Raw genomic sequence first — 19,706 nt, 5'->3', positions numbered from 1 at the left:
CGAATGCGGGTATTGTGCGGGAGGCGATTATGGGACAGAAGAAAGGGCCTTAACGGCCAGACCACACCGCTTCAATTCTCCGAGGGAAAGCTGTCGCAGGGATGGATCAGGCGCACCCACCCTGTTGGAACATGAAGCCAAAAAAAGCCCGGGATTAGATTCCCGGGCTGTTAACCTGTCTTTTTGGGGGTTAGTTTAGAACTGAATGTCTCTCATTTCCAGCGGGGTGAGCATCAGCACTTCGCCGTCGCCGAAATCGCGCCAGAGTTCATAGACGCGCATGTAGCTTCCCAGAAACTTGTCCAGGGCGTCGTTGCGCAGCGATGCTCCGAAGGGATTGCCCCCCATCTTGATCTCCATTCCGTCATCGGAAGAGGTTGCGTCCACGAGTGTGATGTGGCCTTTGATGCCGGTTAGTTTGCGCATTTCCTCAAGGGCGGTGTCGAGTCCGCCGAGGGCGTCAACCAGTCCGTTCTTCAAAGCCTGTTCGCCTGTCCAGACGCGCCCCTGGGCGATGGCGTGCACCTGGTCGTAATCCAGGCCGTCGCGTCCCTTGTCCACTTTTCTTACAAAGTCTTCGTAATAGGCTTCAATGAAATCGCTCATCCTGCTCTTCTCTTCTTCTGTCCAGTAGCGGTGGGTGGCGCCGAAATCGGCATTGACGCCTTTTTGCACCGTTGACCAGTTCACGCCGATCTTGTCGTAGAGCCTGGGCAGGGCGAAAGTGAGCCCCATAACGCCGATGGAACCGGTGAGAGTGGAGGGTTGAGCCACGATGCGGTCGGCTCCGCAGGCGATGTAATAGCCTCCGGAACCCGCCATGCCGGACATGGATACCACTACCGGCTTCTTGTTTTCAGTTTGGGCAAGCTGGAGTTCGCGCAGGATGATGTCGGAGGCCTGGCCAGATCCGCCGCCGCTATCCACGCGCAGGATAATTCCTTTATACATGGGGTTTTTGCGCGCTTCGCGTATCAGCTTCACGGTGTTTTCGTGGGCAATCACGGAGCCGGGTTCCCCTTCGCCCATCACGATGTTGCCCTGGGCATAGATAACCGCGATGAGGCTCTCGCGGGGCTGGCTCCATTTGTAATTGATGTGTTCGGGAACGCAGCTTTGGGTGCCAGAAAAGCTGAATTCATCCTTCAGAATATCCTTTAGCTCGTCTTCATAGATAATCTTGTCCACCAGGCCCGCCGCCAGGGCGTCCGAGGCCAGAAAATAGGGGCCGGCGTCGATGGTTTCCTGAACGGAGCTTTTCAACTTGTCGCCCCGTCCGGCGTCCATGGCGGCCACTATCTGGTCGTAGATGCTCTGGAGAAGGGAATCGTAAACCTCGCGCTCGGCCTCGGTCATTTCGGTTTCGGAAAACACGTTTCCGGCGTTTTTGTATTTGTGGCTGCGAAAGTTCATCACCTCCACCCCCAGAGTGTCCAGCAACTCCTTGAAATAGGGGCTGGAGGCGGAAAGGCCACGCAAATCCACCACTCCCTGTGGATTAAGATAGATGGCGTCAGCTATGGAGGAGGCGAACATGTAGCCTGAATTGCCGATATTGTCATAGTAGAAGGTGATTTTTTTGCCTCCGGACTTGAAATCCCGGAAAGCGTCCGTGAGTTCCTGCAAAAGGGCGAAGGAAGTGGAGAAGGAGGGGTTTTTCAGCAGGATGCCGTGCACGGAGGGGTCTTCCTTGGCCCGGTTGATGTCGGCTATCAGGCTTTCGATGCCCTTGTTCTGGTTATCCATTATCCTTATCTTGCCGATTTTAAATTTCGGCTCGGTGTAGGTCTTGATTTTCCCTTCCAACTTCATTTCGTACCAGTTTTTCCCGCGCAGGCCCAGGAAGGGGCGGAAGAGGTTGTCCGAGAAATGGATGTAAGGTACTCTATTTTTGCTGGTGGCGACAGCGCCAACATCAACCTTGCCGAAGCTGAGGCTGAAGTTCATCCAGGCAGTTTTCTTGTCCAGATTGTAGGAAGCTCCGATGTTCAAGCCATCCAAAAGTCTGGTGTGGGCGCCGATAACGAAGTCGTTGAATCCGTAGCCGCCGTCGTCTTTGTCATAGTCGATGTCCGCGCTCAGTTCCAGCCTTTCTTCCCTGATCCCATTCACAAAAGCCAGGGGCCGCAAAGCCGCGCCGGCGTGATAGGCAGGGGATTCCTTGTAGGGGTTGTCCAGCCTGAAAGCCAGCGAGGTGGAGCCGTGGGGCCTGTAGGTTAGGGCGCTGCGCCAGTCGCCCCGGCCGATGTTTCCGTTTTTCCAACGGTAATGAGTTCCTATGTAGAGGTTGGGCAGAATACTGTTTGGCAGCACTTTGCTACCCAGGGCCAGGGTGTGGTAATTCATCGGGCTGTCTGCCGCATCCCTGGTGTATTCAAGGGTGTAGCTAAGGTTGTCCATATTGGCGAAAAGCCAGTAGTGGCGGCGTAATTTCCAGTCGTCGAGAGTTTGTGCCCAGCCAAGTCCGCTGGCGTGGCCTGTGCACAGCAGGGAGGGGTTGGCCAGCGGGACGAAGAGGTTGTCGATGCTGGCGCTGGGATAATCCATCCCGGTGAGGTCGAGCTCGTTCCAGGCAGGGGTTTGGGCGTTGATCAACGCCGGTAGTGAGATAAGGAGCAAAAGGCTCCACAGAATATGCTTCATTCTTCCTCCTAGGTGAACAGAATGATTTGAGTGTTTCCGGCCGCTTCCAGATTGTCTTCCCCGCTTTGGGCGGGTCTGTCCGGAATCCGGTTTTACAACCTGGGTTCCATCCCCAAGCCATATCCTTTCATTTTCAATCGTGGTAATTTTGTCAATGCAAAACATCTTAACTTAACTCCCTGGATTTGTAAAACCAGGCCCCTGCCACCACGAAAACCGCGCTGAGGGCCAGCTTAAGGACGGAATTCCAGGAAAGAAGCGAGTTCCAGACCTTGTTAATCGCAGCTTGCATATCCAGTGCCTGCAACTCGTTCATGGGAGGACAGCTAGGATAGCTCTTCACTTCCAGCGCGATCATCCTGCCCAGAAACTCAAACAGCGAGGGGATATGCCAGCCCGTGGTGTAGTTCAGAACGCCGATCACCACTTCGATGGCCAGCAGCGTCAGAAAGCCCAGCGGGAGGGATTTTCGCTTGTACACTCCAGCGAACAGCCAGGCTAGAGAACCCAGGAACAGGATGCTGAGGCTGGTGCCAAGAAATGTCTGCAGCCAGCCTGTCAGGCCATACCGAAAGCCCGCCGAAACGGAATTGCTGTAAATCAGGGTGAACACCACGGCGTTAAGCAGCGATAGCAGTCCATACAGCAGTATCGTCACCAGGCTCACCAGCAGGAATTTGCTGCCGGCTATCTTCAGGAAAGACACCGGCTGGGAAAAATTGAAAATCTCACAGCGGTTTTTATAGCCGCCGTTGATCACGTTGTACGCCAAAACAACAGCGCTGATCGCGGAAACAAAGCCCAGCATGATCGTTATAGCCGAAGTCAAACCATAAAGAACTAAGTCGCTATATCCGGTGAGTATTTCTCCCGAGTTCACCATGGCACCCAGGCTGTATCCCCGGATCAGACTGATTATCCAGCCGATCAGGGCGGTGATATACACGATGCAGGTTGCCCACAGCGGAATCAGTGTCATGAACCAGTTCGTGTCCCATTCTTTTTTGAGCAGCGCTTTACACTGTTTCATCTGTACCTCCCACAATTGAAAGGAAAAGGTCCGTGAGATTGGCCCGGCCGTAACTGGCTCCGGAAATCTCCACTTCCGCGTCTAGAACGGCGCTCACAGTGCCCAGGGTGCGTGCGATGAGGCGGGGCTTGTGTGCCATGATTTCAGCTTCCCGGTCACTAGGCAGGGTAACCACCCGCAGCCGGCTTTTCAGGCTTTCCATCTCTTCGTGAAGCAGGATTTGCCCGTGGTCGATGAAGATTACTTCCTGCAGCAAATGCTCCACCTCCTCCGCCTGATGAGTAGAGATGAGGATGGTCTTGCTCTCGTCGAAGAACTCGCCCAGGATGGTGTCGAAAAATTCCTTGCGAAAGGCAATGTCCAGTCCCAGCGTAGGTTCGTCGAGCATCAGAAAGCTCACGTCCAGCGAGAGGGTGATAAGCAGGTAGAGTTTGGTCTTCATGCCTTTGGAGAGTTTGCCCACCTTGAATTTCGGGGGCAGATTGCTGACTGACAGAAGCTTTTGGGCGCGGCTGTCGTTCCAGCGGGGATTCACGCCCCGAACGTATTCGACGGTCTGGCGAACCGTGAGGCGGTCGTCCAATCCGCTCACATCTGGGATGAAGGCCACTTCTTCAAAAACGCGGGGGTCCCGGTGTTTGATTTCCATATCCCCCAGTTTCACGCTGCCCTTATGGTTCAGAAAACCCAAAAGGCAGCGCATCAGGGTCGATTTACCCGCTCCGTTCTTGCCCAGCAAGCCGATGATCCGGCCGCGCCCCAGGCTCAGGTTCACGTCTTTCAGAGCCTGGAATTTGCCGTAGAACTTCGTCAGGTTGCTTGTTTGGTAGATGAATTCACTCATCCTTTCCTCCATATATCTTGTTCAAGCTTTGCGTTATTAACGCTTTGGGCAGCTCCAATTGCCGGGCTTTGCGCAGAACCGGCTCCAGGCTGTCCGTGATGAAATCCTTGCTGCGGGCGTTGATGATCTTCTCCCGCGCGCCCAGGGCCACAAACATCCCCACTCCCCGCTTCTTTTCCAGCACGCCTTCGTCCACCAGAAGGCTGAGGGCGTTGCCCACCGTGATGGGATTCAGCCCATACTCGCTAGCCATCACCCTTTGGGAGTGGATCTGTGCCTCTTCGGCCAGAGTCCCCTCCAGGATCAGCTCCTCGATGTGGGCTCGAAGTTGCAGGTAGATTGGCGTGTCGCCGTTGAATATCTTCATAACCACCTCTTTAACCTTATGTACTGCAGTATCACCATAGTGATGTAGCCAACCATAACACTACTACATTCTTGTCAAGAACTTTTTCTGGCATTGTTATAAGACGTTCTGAAGCAGGTAGTTATAAAATACGATATCTTCGGAATTAGGTAGGTGCGCAACGCCACTCTTTCACTTTATCCCATTTTTCCGATGGGATAAGCTGATATGCTATGGAGAAGTAAGATACCTCAAAAAGGAAGGCTCAAATACACTCTTAACCCTGTCCTGATAGATGTTGACATAAGCTGATGTCGGGACCGGGATGACCACCCTGTACCCCGGGTGGCCTTTTTTAATGATTCTCTAAATTCACCGATTCACCCTTCTTGCCCCCGGGATTTCTCCACTTTCGCCATCGCGGACTTGTTCCGGGAAGCAGTAAAAGAACCGGATGCCGTCTGTGCTGGCAGAGCGGAAACCTGCGTTGGGGCGAGGCCATACAATCTAAAAAATAGACCTCTTGGAGCGGCGCAACTTTTTCTTGACAAGGCGGCCAAGGCGTGGCTTTTGGCAAAGATAACCTATTTTCATAAACGATCTGGAGGAATATTGACGCTGCTCAAACGAATACTGACAGCCAGCCTGCTCGCGCTAATGCTGCTTACCCTGGCCTGCAGTAAGAACAGGAGCCTTTACAGAAAGGCCGCCCGGGAATACCGGCACGGCGAGCTGGAAGCCTCCCTGAACAGCAGCGTTGAGCTTTTGCGGCAAAAACCGGACTATTACAAAGCCCAAAAGCTGATCAAAAAGACCTATCCCCGCTTGGTGAAAGAAGTCGAACAGCGGCTGCTGGAACTGGGCGAAGCTCCTCCTGAGGTAAAATGGGACAGCAACGTGGAGGAATACACGCGGCTGGCCGAATATGAAAATATGGTAAACAGCCTTAATCCGTTGGTGAACCCCAAAACAGGCGAGAAATACAATTTTGAGAACCGCGGTTACCAGGAAAAGCTCGACCAATGCAAGTTCACCGCAGCGGAATTCCACTATCAAAAAGCCCTGGATTTTCTTGAGCAAGGCGACAACCCCGACATTCACAGAAATGCTGTTAAAGAGCTTCAGGCCACGTTGAACTACGTTCCCGATTACCGCGACGCGCCCCAGCTTTACACACACTCCCGGCAGTTTTCCACCAAACGGGTGGCCATCTCCCCTTTTGAAGACAAATCAGGCACCCGGGATAAATACGGCGGTCTGATCGACCTGCTCACCGACACCCTGATTTCCAAGCTGGTGCAGGACAAGACAGTGAGCGAATACTGGGACATCGTGAGCCGCGACCAGATAAATATCGTACTCACCGAACAGCAGTACGGCAACAGCCAAATCCCGAATTCCGGAAACGATTTTAGCCGGTTGCAGGGCGCGCATGAAATCATGATAGGCAAAATCATCCAAGTTAATTACGTGCCCGAAAGAACCAGCGAACTGGAGCTGAGGGAAACCAAGAACATTGTAACCGGAAAGGAAACATACATCACGGACAAAGGCAAGAAGCGCCAGCGAAAGGTGAAAGAAGATGTGACCTGCGTTTACAGGAGATATACCAAGACCGCCTCCGTGCGCATTACTGCCTCTTTCACCCTGGTTGACGTGAAAACCGGTGTGGCCAAAACCGGCGACACTGTGACCGCTGAATATCCCTGGACGGACGTTTGGGGCAGGGTTGTGAATGGTGGCGACGAGCGGGTGCTTTCAGCCGAAGCGCTGGCCCTCATCCGCAGGGAAGAGCCTTTTCCCCCCGCAGAAATGGACATGGTCAATGTCGCCCTGAACAAGCTCAGCGACGAAATCGTGGCCAGGGTGCGAACTTACGTGGGCCGACAGGGCATTCAGAATGCCAGGCGTTCAAGCGGACCCTTCGAGCCGGCGGCAAGCCCGAAAAGCATTGACAAATCCGGCCGGAACAAAAAAGAGAGTTTCAAATAGAATAAAACTGATGGAGACGTAAATGAAAAACATCCTTGTCCTCGGAGCAGCCGGTCAGATAGGATCGGAACTGGTTCCCTACCTGAGAAAGATCTACGGAGGCCCGAACGTCGTGGCCACCTACCGCAGAACCCCCCTCATCCCTGAAATCATGGAAGGCGGCCCATGCGAAAACATGGACGCCCTGGAAGCGGAAAAGATGTTCGAAGTGGTGAAAAGATACAACATCGACACCATCATCAACCTGGTGGCAGTACTGTCCGCCGTGGGTGAAAACAAACCGACCCTTGCCTGGAAAATAAACATGGATAGCATGATAAACTCGCTGGAAGTTGCCAAGGAAATGGGCGCTGCAGTGTTTTTACCCTCCTCGATAGGCGCTTTCGGGCTCAGCACCCCGATGGACAACACGCCCCAGGACACGCTGATGCGTCCCACCACCATTTACGGTATCTCCAAGGTGGCAGCAGAGCTTCTGGGCGACTATTACCATGTTAAATACGGTGTGGATACCCGCGGCCTGCGCTACCCGGGCATAATCTCGAACGTGACTCTGCCCGGCGGCGGAACCACCGACTACGCCGTGGAAATCTATTACGAAGCGATCAAAAACAAAAGCTACAAGTGCAATCTGAGCGCCGGGACTTTTTTGGACATGATGTACATGCCGGACGCCCTGCGCGCCCTGGTGGAGCTGATGGAAGCCGATCCCGCCAAACTGAAGCACCGCAACTGCTTCAACGTCTCCGCCATGAGCTTCGATCCAGAAATGATTGCCGCCGAAATCAAGAAACACATTCCCGAATTCCACATGGAATATGAAGTCGACCCCGTGAAACAAGCCATCGCCAATAGCTGGCCGAACTCCATGGATCACAGCGCCGCGCAGGAGGAATGGGGCTGGAAACCTGAATACGACTTGCCCAAAATGACCAAGGACATGCTGGAAATCCTGTCCAAACGACTCGGATAAACATGCTTCAAATAGGTATTGCCGGCGTTGGCCGTCTGGGACGTTTCCACGCCGGCAAGATCCTCTCTGATCCACGCTGCGCGCTGGCCGGGGTTTATGACATCGATCCCGTACGCAACCAGGAAGCCGCCAGGGATTTCGGCGTAAAAGCCTTTGGCAGTTACGCAGAGCTTCTGGCTGCCTGTGACGCCGTGGATATCGTCGCCACCACCAGCGCACACTATGAACTGGCCAAAACCGCGTTGCATACGGGAAAGCCTGTGTTCGTGGAAAAACCGCTCTGCGCCGAACTGAAGCAGGCAGAGGAAGTGGCGGAACTGGCGGATAAGCTGGGCCTGAGCATCCAGGTGGGCCACATCGAACGCTTCAACCCTATTATCCTTGCCGCCGAACGGCACATCAGCTCGCCGCTCTTCATAGAATCCACGCGGATATCAAGTTTCCGGCCCCGCGGCACCGACGTTTCGGTGGTACTGGACCTGATGATCCACGATATAGACCTCATCCTGGATTTCGTAAACAGCCCGCTCTCAGCGGTTCGAGCCAACGGGGCCGGCATCCTCACCCCCACCCTGGACATCGCCAACGCCAGACTGGAATTCGCCTGCGGCACTGTTGCCAACGTCACCTCGTCCCGCGTATCGCTCAAACAGGAACGCCGGTTGCGCTTCTTCCAGAAAGACGCCTATATCTCGCTGGACCTCATCGCAAAACGGGGCGGCGTGGTGCGGCGCAGCGAAGCAGCCGAAAACCTTTTGCGGCAAATGCTGCGTAGCGATGAAGCGGTGAAGCCTGAAGAACTGGTGGAAACCCAAAGCCTCGAGCCGGCTCCGGAGGACAAAGACGCTTTGGCTTTGGAGCTGGAAGCTTGGGTGGATGCCGTTTTGTCAAACACAAAACCAGTGGTTGACGGCCAGGCCGGCTTGCGTGCCATGCGCGCTGCAGCGCTGATAACCAACGTTATCAACCAACAACCAAACATCAAATACGGATGACCATGAAAAACATTTTGATAGCCAACATCGCCGCCCATTTGGGCGAAGAAATCACCCTCCGGGGCTGGGTGCGCACCATCCGCCACAGCGGCAAGCTGCTCTTCATCGTGCTGCGCGACGGCACCGGCGAAGTGCAGTGCGTGGCCTTCCAGCCAGAGCTAGGAGAGGAAATGTTCGAAACCGCCAAACGCCTCACCCTGGAATCCTCCGTGATCATCAGCGGAACCGCCAAGCCGCATCAGAAAAAGGAAGGGCAGTTCGAGCTGGCGATCAGTTCCGTCACCCCCATCCAGGTGGCGGAGGATTATCCCATCGGCAAAAAAGAGCACGGACCCGATTTTCTGCTTTCGAACCGCCATCTTTGGATCCGTTCTTCTAAACAGTGGGCCGTGCTGCGCATCCGCCACGCGGTATATTACGCCATCTGCGACTGGCTGAACCGGAACTATTTTGTACGCTTCGATTCGCCCATCCTCACCCCCAACGCCTGCGAAGGCACCACCACCCTCTTTGAGCTGGATTATTTCGACGAGGGCAAGGCCTATCTTTCCCAATCCGGACAGCTTTACCTGGAAACGGGAATCATGAGCCTGGGCCGGGTTTACGATTTCGGCCCGGTCTTCCGCGCCGAACGCTCCAAAACCCGCAAACACCTCACGGAATTCTGGATGATGGATGCCGAGGCCGCCTTTGTGGAACACGAAGAAAGCATGCAAATCCAGGAAGACCTGATCCGCCACGTGATCCGCACCATCCTGAAGGACTGCGACACGGAACTCACCATCCTGGAGCGGGATAAGGAAGGGCTGAAGGCCGCGGACGCCCCCTTCAAAATAATGACCTACACCGAGGCCGTCGATTATCTGCGCTCCCAAGGCAGCGAGATAGAACACGGCAGCGATTTGGGCGCCGCGGACGAAGTTTTGCTAACCGCCGGTTCGCCTGTGCCTGTCTTCATAGAGAAATGGCCCAGGCAAATCAAAGCTTTTTACATGAAACGCGATCCCCATAACCCCGATCTGGTGCTGGGCAGCGACCTCATCGCCCCCGAAGGTTTCGGAGAAATCATCGGCGGCTCGCAGCGCGAGGACGACCACAACCTCCTGCTCTGGAGGATGCAGGCCGAAAACATGCCCATTGAAGACTATCAGTGGTTTCTGGACCTGCGTAAATACGGCAGCGTGCCCCACAGCGGTTTTGGAGTGGGTTTAGAACGCGTGGTCGCCTGGATGAGCGGCGTTCACCACATCCGCGAGACAATACCTTTCCCCAGGATGATATACCGGATATATCCCTGATTTATAACGTTTTGGAGTGGCCGGCCCCGCCGCTGGCCAAAGCCCGTGGTTTTTTTGCTGAAGCAAAACTCCTGCGTGGCTCCCATCCCGAAAGCTGGTGCGACGGATATTCTCCAGCCTGATGAATGATATTAAATAAACAGATAAATGGAGTAATTAGGATGAACTACACCAATACCTTCTCCAAGGTGACAAAAGCGATGAAATCCTCGCTCATCCGTGAACTGGTGGCCTCCACCAAGAACATTCCCAACCTGATCTCTTTCGCCGGAGGCTTTCCCTCCCCCAAAACCTTTCCCTACGCCCAACTGTCGGAAATATTCAGCGATGTGGTCCAAAATGAAGGCCGCGACGTGCTGCAATACGGCGCTAGCGAAGGCGACACCCTGCTCAAGCAGCAGCTCATGAAATGGGAGGGCTATGACCTCAGCCCGGACGAGATGATCATCACCGTGGGCGCCACCAACGCCCTTTACTATTACGGCAAAACCCTGGTCGATCCCGGCGATGTGGTCCTCTGCGAAGCCCCCACCTTTTTGGGCTCGCTGGTGGCCTTTGACGCCCTGGGAGCAGATTGCCAGACCGTCCCCTTTGACAATGACGGCATCATCATGAAACAGATGGACGCAAAGGTCCGCGCCCTTCGCCAGCAAGGCAAAAAAATCAAGTTCCTCTACATCATCCCGGATTTCCACAATCCCGGCGGCATCAGCTACAGCATCGAGCGGCGGCGGGAACTCATCCGTTTCTGCCTGGCCAACGAAATCCCCATCGTTGAAGACAACCCCTATTCCCGCCTCAGATACAGCGGTGAGCCTCTGCCCACCTTTTACCGCCTGGCCCATGAGGAATTCAGCGGAACTTCCATCGTTACGGAAATTGTGTCTTTCTCGAAGATTCTCGGCCCAGGAATGCGCATCGCCTTTGCCAAAGGAGACAAAGACCTGATCACGAAAATGGTATCCTGGCAGCAAAAGGTGAACATCACCCCGGATTGCGTTGCCCAGAGGGTTGTCGCCCGCTTTTTGGAGCAGGGCCTGATGGACCCCCACATCGAAAGCATCCGCGCTTTCTATGCGCCCTATCTGGCTAAAATGCTTTCCGACCTCGAAGCCTTCATGCCTCCCAGCGTGAGCTGGACCAAGCCCAAGGGCGGCATTTTCCTCTGGATGACCCTCCCCGAACAAGTCAACGCCGATGAGCTGTTCGTCAAGGCCGCCCAGAACAAGGTTTCCTTCATCCCCGGCTCCAAGTTCTATCCCGAGGGGCAGGAACGCTTCAACACCCTGCGGCTTAATTACAGCTTCGCCACTCCGGAGCAGATAGAAACAGGCATCCGGCGCCTGGCTGAACTGCTGGCTTAATATATCTATGTTTGTCCATGAGAATGGATAAGTTCCCGGCCACGCGGCGGATGCTCATCAACCTACTGGCGCTGCTTGCCTTGCTGCCTGCGTCATTGGTTGCGGAGATGCTCACCCACCGCGTGGTTTCCGGCGACACCCTTTACAACATTAGCAAGCGCTACGGCGTTAGCATAGAGGACATCAAGGCCCTGAACAACCTGCGCGATAACACCATCAGCCTCAACCAGGTGCTCAAGATCAAGGAAGTGGACCGCTACGCGGCGATAGTGGCCCAGCCGGAACCCCAAAGCGGATTTGCCGCCGGGGCAAAGCTTGAAGCCGACGCGAACATTCCCATGTTCACCGCCAGCATAGATGCCGAGGGCAACTGGCTGAACATCCGCCGGCTACCGGCCAACGCCCTGCACGCTGAAGACGCGGCCGGAAACCGTTACTACGCCGGGGTTTTCTCCCAAAAGACGGAATTCGGGCAAATCACCCTGCAGGCACGAACCGCCCCCAGCGGCCTTACGGATACCTGGCTGGCCTGCCAGGACAGCGCCGGAAAATGGCTCTGGGCCAAGAACCTGGCCTTTGTGAAGGATGAAGGCGAACCGCAGCTTGCTTTGGCTGTGGGGTCTTCAGGCTCTGTTTGTGTAGCGGGTGCCTTCAGCGGCAAAACCGAGCTCAATAGACAGGAATACCTTGCTTCGGGTGGCGGCGATATCTGGCTAGCCGGATTCGACAAAGGTGGAGAACCGCTCTGGCAGAAGCGGGCAAGCTGTTCCGGAACCGCTTCCCGGCCCGCCCTGGCCCTGGGCTCTGACGGCCTCCTCTGCCTGGCAGGGGATTTCAGTGGCAGCCTAACCCTGGGTTCCCTGGGCATTGCCTCCGGCGGCGAAACCGACATTTTCGCTGCCGGCCTCGATTCCGCTGGCAACTGGCTTTGGGCGGAAAAGACCAACGGGGCTAAATCCGAAAACCTGCTTAAACTGAGCTTAGCCAAGGATGGCGCTTTCATCATCGCCGGCTCCAGCACCGGCAACCTTGTGCTGGGTGGCGCTAACATCGGCTCCAAGCCCGATGGCTCCGGCAACGTCATTTTCATCTCCCGTCTCAGCGCCGACGCAACTTGGAACTGGGGCAGCCGCCTGCAGCAGCTTTCCACCGATTGCTTCAGAAAGTGTTTCGATACCGATGCCGCTGGCAATACCTGGTTCGCGGACAATTATTACGGAAACCCCATCCCCAACCCCATCTACGATGGCGCTTTGAGTGTGAATTCAAGCCTTTCTTTGGTGGACAGCCAGGGTAGAAAGCTCTGGACCCGTTCTCTGGAGGGAACGGACGTTTCCATCGATTGGATAAGCTCAGGCCGCCAGAAGGACCTGTTTGTGGCGGGCACTTTTTCCGGCAGCCTCAGCCTGGACAGCCAGAAGTTAAGCGCCGGAGGGCATAAAGCCCAGTTTTACGCGCGTTTCGACGCCGACGGCAAATGCCTCTGGGCCCGCAAATGGCTGGGAACGGACCTCCTCTTTCTGGATAACGACCTGGCCGGGAATCTCTATCTGGTGGCCAAATACAGGCCTTACATCGATTCCGGTGGCGAACCTTTCTTCCTTGACCGGTATGAAGGGAAGCTTTTCGTAGCCCGCCTGGATGAAGCCGGAAACTGGTGTTGGGCGGCCCGGACGGAAGCCAGCCAGCCCCAGCACCTGATTGGCGCGGACATCGATTTCAAAGGAAACCTGCGGGTTACGGGTTCCTGCCCTGGAGAAATGAGCTTCGGCGCCCAACAGCCCTGATACCGCAACTCCTTATAGCTCCTTTCCTGAATAGACGAGCAGCTCTTTACTCTCATTTGCCCAGCATTGGCGCACTTCACCCACAAAGATGGTGTGGTCACCGCTTCTCACCTGGGATGTGACCTCACATTCAAACACCGCCACCGCCTCTCTGGGGACAGGCAGCCTGCGGTATTTTCCGGGGATGGATTCCACCCCGCCCTTCTTGAACTTGTCGGTGTCCCGGCCCGAAGTGGAGCCGGCCAGGGCGCATAGCGGCTTCATCTCCGCCGAGGGGAAGACCAGGTTGAAAAACCTGTTTTCCTGCAGACATTCATACGAAAACCGGGTGTGACCAACCGAAATGGCGAACATCGGAGGTTGGATGGAGGTGCGCATGAACCACTCCAGCGTGATCAGGTTGTAGCCTCCGCCGGGGTTTTCGGTGACCGCGAGGGCCACCTTGGCGGGAAGGTGGACCAGGCCATAGGCCTGGGTCAGGTCGGTCTGTTTCATTCTTGTCGGTCCTCTCTATTTATTATAAAGATATAATAGGCGGTTTTCCCCCAAGGAAAAACCCAATGCGCCGCGGAAAGTTTCCACAACCCCAATCTCCGCTCCAAATCTGCCGTTGCCGCCTTCCATCTCTCCCAATTCAGCATATCTTACCGACGCGATGTTGGCTGGTCCTTAAGGCCTTTTGCCGTTCCCCATTCTCGCCTCCCGCATAATGGCCGCATTTGATACGGGAATCTTACGAGAGGAGTGAGAGGGGAAATGACGCGAGCGCTCAGGGCCTGGCTGGCAGGGCTATATGATGATTACAAGCCCGGTGAGTAATTGAACAATAGTGATAATTCCACCTTGTCATTTTTATCTCGGGGATTCAGCCAGTGATGCCTCGCAGAGGCGACAGAACGATAGCGAGGGTGCGTAAGCCCGTCGGGATCGGAGCCCGAAAAAACAAAAGCCCCTTGCGGGCGACAGAATATGAGGGTGTTCTGTCGCCCTCCGGGCTAATAACCGCTTGAAAGAAAACCGCTCTTCAAGAAACTTGACAGATATTGGGGTGTGAGTTATTTTGTTGCGAAGAAGAATAAACAAGGAGTATCCGAATGAAAAAGACCCTGATCGGAATCCTGATCCTGCTGCTCAGTTTGCCCTTGCTGGCACAGATAGATATACCCAAACCGAACCTTAATCCCTACAAGGGAAGCGGCACCCCGCTCTTTGGGCTGAACAAACTTTCCATGAGCCATTCCCTGGGCTTTGAAGCCGGCACCAGCAGCAGCGGGCGCGGATATTACCTCTCCCGCTACACCAACCACATCAACTACGCCTTCAATCCCAAACTGGACCTGGAGCTTGACCTCAGCCTGGTGAACTACGGTTCCGCCTCCAAACTGCAATTCAATTCCGACAACAACACCAAGGTTATCCCCGAGTTCCGCCTCAACTACCGCCCCTCGGACAGCGTGAACCTCTCCGTGGAATTCAGGCAGGGAACACCCTGGTACACGGGACCGTCAAACTGGTACAGTGACCAGCGGCCCTGGTATGAAAGGTGGTAAGGCCTTTTGACGCTGATTGTCTCAATCATCATAGCTGTCCTGGGCGCTGTCCTGGGCAGCTTTTTTAACGTCCTCATCGACCGCATCCCCCGCGGGGAATCGGTTGTGAATCCCCCCTCGCACTGCACATCCTGCGGCAAACAGCTTCCCGCCCGGCAAAACATCCCCATCTACACCTATCTGGCCCAGAAAGGCAAATGCAAGTTCTGCGGCGCGAGAATCCCCTGGCACCACCTTGCTGTGGAAATCGCCACACCGCTGCTTTTTTTGGCGCTGTCCTTCGTTTACGGGATAGAAAGCTTCAGTTTTTGGAAATTCGCCGTGATGTTCGGATTCCTGATCCCCATCTTTTTCATCGACGCCATGCACAAGATCATACCGCTGGTGCTGTCGTTGCCAATGGTGGCTGTGGGAATGCTGCTGAGTTTCATCCAGAGCGGGTTTAACTTCGTGGACTTCTTTTGGGTTTACCTGCTGCCAGCCTTGGGGCTGTTCGCGCTACTCTATCTGCTGGCGCTGGGCTGGGAGAAGTTGTTCCACAAAGAGGGACTGGGTGGCGGCGATGTGATCCTGATTCCGGCAGTGGCGGCCTTTTTCGGCGTAATTCACATCCCCTTTGTGATCCTGCTCGCCTGCCTGATGGGGATTCTTTATTTCCTGCTCTTCATCCGCAAGCCGGAACAAGCTTTCGCTTTCGGCAACTTCATCGCCCTGGCGGCTGTGATCTGGGCCCTGGCGGGCGAAACCCTGATGCGTTCAACGGGGCTGATCTGACCGCTATTCCAGCCTGATCAAAGAGGTGCTTGCTCGCGGCTTCGTGACTGAAATGACTCCCAAGCCCTCATGAAATCCTGAAAAGCCTGCTCCTGCCCCGCGGTTATCCAGACTTCAAGCTGTTCAGAATCCTGCGCCCGGCTGTGTGTGGCCAGGCCTTCCACTGAATCCAACAGAAACCCGAACAATCGCTGCTTATCCAGGGGAATATCCAGCCGCAGGGTCCCCGGAGCGTTCAAATCAGCGGTCACGGGCGTTACCAGTTTTCGAAAGGAGTTTCATATTGCAGCGTGGTGTCGGCAAATGCTCCTCCCTGGATAACGGGTTCCGGACCCCGGCTCATGTACATTCGGACCACCGCGCCCAGCTCGATTTTTGATCCCACCCCCGGAATGCAGCGGATAACCGTGTTTGGCGCGTAGCTGTCTGAATAGAGGGAATCCGCCACAACGCCCTTCAGGCCTGCGTTAACGAGGGTGTAGTAAGCTTCCTGGTAGCTGAGGCCAACCACCGACGGCACCCCGACCTTTCGGGTTCCCCGGCTCACGCGCAGGTAAACTGTGCCTTCCGGTTTTATCAGCGCTCCGCCCGCGGGGTTCTGTTCCAAAACGGTGTCGATGCGCTCTGTTTCAGACCAGATGGAGTCCTTCACAACGGCATGCAGCCCAAGCGCACTCAGTGTCTGCCTGGCAGCCGCGGAACTTATGCCCACGAGATCCGGCACCTCGATCTGCTTGGGCTCGCGGAAGATGATGGGGAAAATGATCTGGCTGGTGATGAAGGCGGAGAGAAAGATTATCCCGGCGCCGATCCCAACCGTGAGCCAAAACTTTTTGCTTTTTTCGCTGGCCACTTGGCATTACCTCGTTTTGATCATTTTGGCGGCAAAAGCCCCGTCCATGTTGTGGCGGAAAGGCAGGCTGCGGAACATCCCGCCCTGGCAAAAATCCCCGGGAAGCTTTTCACTGGCGTCAATCAATGTGAAACGCGGGTTCCGGGCAAGGAACTTCTCTATCTGGCGTTCATTCTCTTCGGGGTTCATCGTGCAGGTGGAATAAACCATGATCCCTTCCGGGCGTACAAAATTGGCCCCGAGCGCCAAAGCCTTTTCCTGCAGCTTTACCAGTTCCTCGATGTTCTGATGCGCCTGCCAGCGGAGGTCGGCTTTGCGCCCAAAAACGCCCCATCCGGAACAGGGGGCATCCACCAGCACCCTGTCATAAGCCGGAGCTACTGGACCATATTTAAAAGCGTCTGAAACAATCGGTTTTATGTTGCTCAGTTGCAGTCTGTCGGCCGCCTGCTTGAGTAGCTTCATCTTGCTGGGAATCTTGTCCACAGCCACCACTTCGCCTGTGTTGTTCAGGATTTCAGCAATGTAGGAGCATTTTCCGCCGGGCGCCGCGAAGAGGTCCAGGATGTTTTCCTCCGGCTGGGGGTCCAGTAGTTCCACTATCAGCGAGGAGGAGGTGTCCTGGATGGAAAAATAGCCTTCCGAAAAAGCCACATCGTCCAAAACGGAGTCCGCTTCCTCCGTGAGCAGGGTCATTTTCCCCACCGGGGAAGGCGTCACCTTGATGTCGCGCTTGGCAAAGTACTGGATGAGTTTCTCCGGGGTGGTGGCCGTTCCGTTGACCCGCATGTGCAGTTTGGGATTCTCGTTGAACCAGATGGCCAGATATTCGGCATCTTCCTCGCCCCAGAGGTCTATCCACTGTTCGATAAGTTCTGGTGGATAGGAGTGTTCGCAGGCGATTCGTTGGACGGGGTCAGTCGGGTAAACCACTTCCGGCTCGCGCTGCCAGGAACGCAGCATGGCGTTCACGAAATCGCCCACTTTGTCGCCCAGGTTTTCCTTGGCCAGTTTTACCGTTTCGTTGATAGCCGCGTGGGCGGGAATGGAATCCAGATATATAAGTTGGTATAGGCCCAGGTAGAGCCAGATCTTGATCTTGATGTCGGTGGCGGCGAATCTGGCCTCGTCGGTATGTTGGGACAGGATATAGTCAAGTTTGCCCCTAAGCTTGACCACGCCTTTCACCATGTTGTAAAAGAGGGCTACGTTAGCTCGGTCGCTCTTCAGCCGTTTTGCCCGCTGATGCAACAGGGTGTCTGAAAACTCCTTGTCCTTGAAAATTCTCAGGATGGTCTGATAGGCTTCTTTACGTACCATTTAACGGCTTCTCTGGTAAAGGCGGCGGATCACTTCCTTGATCAGCTGCTCGGTGGCTTGAGCCTGGGCTTCCTCGCCCATCAGACTCAGTTCGCGGCGAACGTCCTTGGGGCTGAAGCCCAGGGTCTGCAGGGCATTTTCCACCTCAGTGACCTTGTCTTCCTCCACTCCCAACTGGCCGGGTTCAGCGTAATCCATCAGATGGCGAAGTTTGCCCTTGAGCTCGACGATCAGACGCTGGGCGCTTTTCATGCCGATGCCGGGCACCTTTGTGAGCAGGGCGCTTTCCTCGCGCTCGATGGCTTTCACGAATGTGGGTATGGGTAGGGTGGAGATGATTGACAAAGCGCTTTTGGGCCCCACCCCGGAAATGCGGTTCAGTTGCTGGTAAAGCTCGCGTTCCGCAGGAGAGGCGAAACCGAAGAGGCGCAGGTCATCTTGCGCCAGGTGCACGTGGGTGTAGATCTTACAGCCCTGCCCTTCAGCCGGCAGGGCTTCAAAGGTGCTGATGGGGATCTGAAGTTCGAATGCCAGGCCCATGGCGGTTTCTACCACCGCGTTAACCGGGCTCTTGTGCACCAGGATGCCAATGATGTGATCTATCATGCCAGATGCTTTATCCTGTGATGGTGGCACAGCGCCAGCCCCAGAGCGTCGTAGGCATCGTCCTGAGCCGGGGGCGCTTTCAGTTTGAGCAGTTGGCTCACCATGAAGCGCACCTGCTGCTTGGAGGCATTGCCGTTTCCCACCACCGCTTTTTTCACCTCGCGGGGTGTGTATTCAAAGATTTGCACTCCGTGCCGGGCCAGGGTGAGCAGGATCACTCCCCGGGCGTGGCCAAGAGTGAAGACGCTGCGGATATGCCTGTGGAAAAACATGCTTTCCACCGCCGCCATATCCGGCTTATACTCGTCCAAAACCTTGTCCAAGAAGGTGTAGAGCATATCAAGCCGGGTGGGCAGCTCCTTCTCTTTGACCATATTCACAACGTCGCAACCCGCCCCGATTATCCGCCGGCCTTCAATCTCCAGCAGACCATAGCCGCAAAAGCGGCTGCCAGGGTCGATCCCGAGTATGATCACTATTCCTGGCTGAGGGCTTCCATTACTTCGTCGGAAACCTCAAAATTGGCATAGACCTTCTGAACGTCGTCCAAATCTTCCAGCATTTCGATCAGCTTGAAGAGTTTGGGCGCTACATCATCCGCGTTGATGGTGTTTTTGGGAACCCGGGTCAATTCGGCGTTTTCCACCGGCAGACCCATTTTCTCAAATTCCGCCAACACGGTATGAAAATCTTCCACGGCGGTGTAAATGTCGAAATACTCGTCGCTGAGCTCGATGTCCTCTGCACCGGCTTCCAGGGCATGCATCATGAATTCGTCTTCATCCAGGCCGGCGGAAGGAACATTGAAAAACCCTTTTTGCTCGAAGTTCCAGGCCACGGAACCGCTTTCTGCCAGGTTGCCCCCGTATTTGGAAAAGATGTGGCGCACATCAGCCACAGTGCGGTTCTTGTTGTCTGTCATCACCTCCACCACGATGCCCACGCCGTTGTGGCCGTAGCCTTCATAGACGATCTCTTCGTAGGCAGCGCCCTCGATTTCGCCGGTGCCGCGCTTGATGGCACGCTCAATGTTTTCCCGGGGCATGTTGGCCGCTTTGGCGGTGAGGACGGCTGTGCGCAGGCGGGGATTCATTTCGGCATCGCCGCCGCCGTTTTTGGCGGCCAGGATGATCTCTTTAACGATGCGGGTGAACAGTTGGCCGCGCTTGGCGTCGGCCGCGCCTTTTTTGTGTTTGATCGAACTCCATTTATTGTGTCCGGACATACAAACCTCTTTGTGTCTTATTGAATTACGTTATTTATTCAATCCAAACCAGTCTCTGGCCGGGGCGAAAAAATGTCAAGCGTAAAAAGGGGAAGGCTGTGTGACC

At 55.2% G+C, this 19,706-nt stretch carries 17 protein-coding genes and 1 pseudogene; 8 read left to right on the top strand and 10 right to left on the bottom strand.

The features are described from left to right. Positions 1-195 precede the first annotated feature (195 nt). The 4 genes from sppA to GX466_07565 all read right to left on the bottom strand — a co-directional run bounded on the left by sppA (position 196) and on the right by GX466_07565 (position 4,884). Complete coding sequence (sppA, locus tag GX466_07580) at positions 196-2,643, bottom strand: signal peptide peptidase SppA (protein ID NLH94060.1); 2,448 nt, start codon at positions 2,641-2,643, stop codon at positions 196-198. 166 nt (positions 2,644-2,809) lie between these two features. Beyond that, positions 2,810-3,673, bottom strand: a complete 864-nt coding sequence (locus GX466_07575) for a hypothetical protein (protein ID NLH94059.1) — start codon at positions 3,671-3,673, stop codon at positions 2,810-2,812. Then, positions 3,660-4,517: an ABC transporter ATP-binding protein gene (locus GX466_07570; GenBank protein ID NLH94058.1), complete on the bottom strand. Its 858-nt coding sequence runs from the start codon at positions 4,515-4,517 to the stop codon at positions 3,660-3,662. Before GX466_07570 ends, GX466_07575 begins: the two co-directional genes overlap by 14 nt. After that, positions 4,510-4,884 (bottom strand): GntR family transcriptional regulator, encoded by a 375-nt coding sequence (locus GX466_07565; GenBank protein NLH94057.1) that lies wholly within the window; start codon positions 4,882-4,884, stop codon positions 4,510-4,512. Before GX466_07565 ends, GX466_07570 begins: the two co-directional genes overlap by 8 nt. 591 nt (positions 4,885-5,475) lie before the next feature. On the opposite strand from GX466_07565, the gene GX466_07560 reads away from it, so the two are divergent. The 6 genes from GX466_07560 to GX466_07535 all read left to right on the top strand — a co-directional run bounded on the left by GX466_07560 (position 5,476) and on the right by GX466_07535 (position 13,272). Further along, a complete protein-coding gene (locus tag GX466_07560) occupies positions 5,476-6,855 on the top strand; it encodes a hypothetical protein (protein ID NLH94056.1) in 1,380 nt (459 codons plus the stop codon). 22 nt (positions 6,856-6,877) lie between these two features. Continuing rightward, entirely contained in the window at positions 6,878-7,828 is a 951-nt protein-coding gene (locus GX466_07555; GenBank protein NLH94055.1) for an NAD-dependent epimerase/dehydratase family protein, read from the top strand. A 2-nt stretch (positions 7,829-7,830) separates the two neighbouring features. Next, positions 7,831-8,823, top strand: coding sequence for a Gfo/Idh/MocA family oxidoreductase (locus GX466_07550; protein NLH94054.1), 993 nt, complete (start codon positions 7,831-7,833; stop codon positions 8,821-8,823). Beyond that, positions 8,820-10,121, top strand: a complete 1,302-nt coding sequence (gene asnS / locus GX466_07545; protein ID NLH94053.1) for an asparagine--tRNA ligase — start codon at positions 8,820-8,822, stop codon at positions 10,119-10,121. The genes GX466_07550 and asnS overlap by 4 nt, the downstream gene beginning before the upstream one ends. A gap of 161 nt (positions 10,122-10,282) precedes the next feature. After that, positions 10,283-11,485 carry a PLP-dependent aminotransferase family protein gene (locus GX466_07540; protein NLH94052.1) on the top strand — a complete coding sequence of 401 codons (1,203 nt, stop codon included), beginning with the start codon at positions 10,283-10,285 and terminating at the stop codon, positions 11,483-11,485. Between the two features lie 17 nt (positions 11,486-11,502). Next, positions 11,503-13,272, top strand: coding sequence for a LysM peptidoglycan-binding domain-containing protein (locus tag GX466_07535; GenBank protein ID NLH94051.1), 1,770 nt, complete (start codon positions 11,503-11,505; stop codon positions 13,270-13,272). A gap of 12 nt (positions 13,273-13,284) precedes the next feature. Here the strand turns inward: GX466_07535 and GX466_07530 are convergent, their stop codons facing one another. Next, positions 13,285-13,767, bottom strand: a complete 483-nt coding sequence (locus GX466_07530; GenBank protein NLH94050.1) for a flavin reductase family protein — start codon at positions 13,765-13,767, stop codon at positions 13,285-13,287. Between the two features lie 599 nt (positions 13,768-14,366). Between GX466_07530 and GX466_07525 the strand changes: the two are divergent. After that, positions 14,367-14,744: pseudogene (locus GX466_07525) on the top strand (hypothetical protein). A gap of 117 nt (positions 14,745-14,861) precedes the next feature. Next, positions 14,862-15,596 carry a prepilin peptidase gene (locus GX466_07520; GenBank protein ID NLH94049.1) on the top strand — a complete coding sequence of 245 codons (735 nt, stop codon included), beginning with the start codon at positions 14,862-14,864 and terminating at the stop codon, positions 15,594-15,596. 256 nt (positions 15,597-15,852) lie between these two features. On the opposite strand, the gene GX466_07515 is transcribed toward GX466_07520, so the two are convergent. From GX466_07515 to GX466_07495, 5 genes are read right to left on the bottom strand one after another with little or no spacing between them, the layout of a single operon-like run. Further along, positions 15,853-16,449: a PASTA domain-containing protein gene (locus GX466_07515; GenBank protein ID NLH94048.1), complete on the bottom strand. Its 597-nt coding sequence runs from the start codon at positions 16,447-16,449 to the stop codon at positions 15,853-15,855. Between the two features lie 6 nt (positions 16,450-16,455). Continuing rightward, positions 16,456-17,769 carry a 16S rRNA (cytosine(967)-C(5))-methyltransferase RsmB gene (gene rsmB / locus GX466_07510; GenBank protein ID NLH94047.1) on the bottom strand — a complete coding sequence of 438 codons (1,314 nt, stop codon included), beginning with the start codon at positions 17,767-17,769 and terminating at the stop codon, positions 16,456-16,458. Beyond that, a complete protein-coding gene (gene ruvA / locus GX466_07505; GenBank protein NLH94046.1) occupies positions 17,770-18,375 on the bottom strand; it encodes a Holliday junction branch migration protein RuvA in 606 nt (201 codons plus the stop codon). It lies immediately after the preceding gene. Continuing rightward, positions 18,372-18,851 (bottom strand): crossover junction endodeoxyribonuclease RuvC, encoded by a 480-nt coding sequence (ruvC, locus tag GX466_07500; protein ID NLH94045.1) that lies wholly within the window; start codon positions 18,849-18,851, stop codon positions 18,372-18,374. The genes ruvA and ruvC overlap by 4 nt, the downstream gene beginning before the upstream one ends. Next, positions 18,851-19,600 (bottom strand): YebC/PmpR family DNA-binding transcriptional regulator, encoded by a 750-nt coding sequence (locus tag GX466_07495; protein NLH94044.1) that lies wholly within the window; start codon positions 19,598-19,600, stop codon positions 18,851-18,853. The genes ruvC and GX466_07495 overlap by 1 nt, the downstream gene beginning before the upstream one ends. Positions 19,601-19,706 lie beyond the last annotated feature (106 nt).

This window comes from Candidatus Cloacimonadota bacterium (assembly GCA_012516855.1).
In the GTDB taxonomy this organism is placed as follows: domain Bacteria; phylum Cloacimonadota; class Cloacimonadia; order Cloacimonadales; family Cloacimonadaceae; genus Syntrophosphaera.
This window is presented reverse-complemented; position numbering and strand designations above follow the sequence as displayed.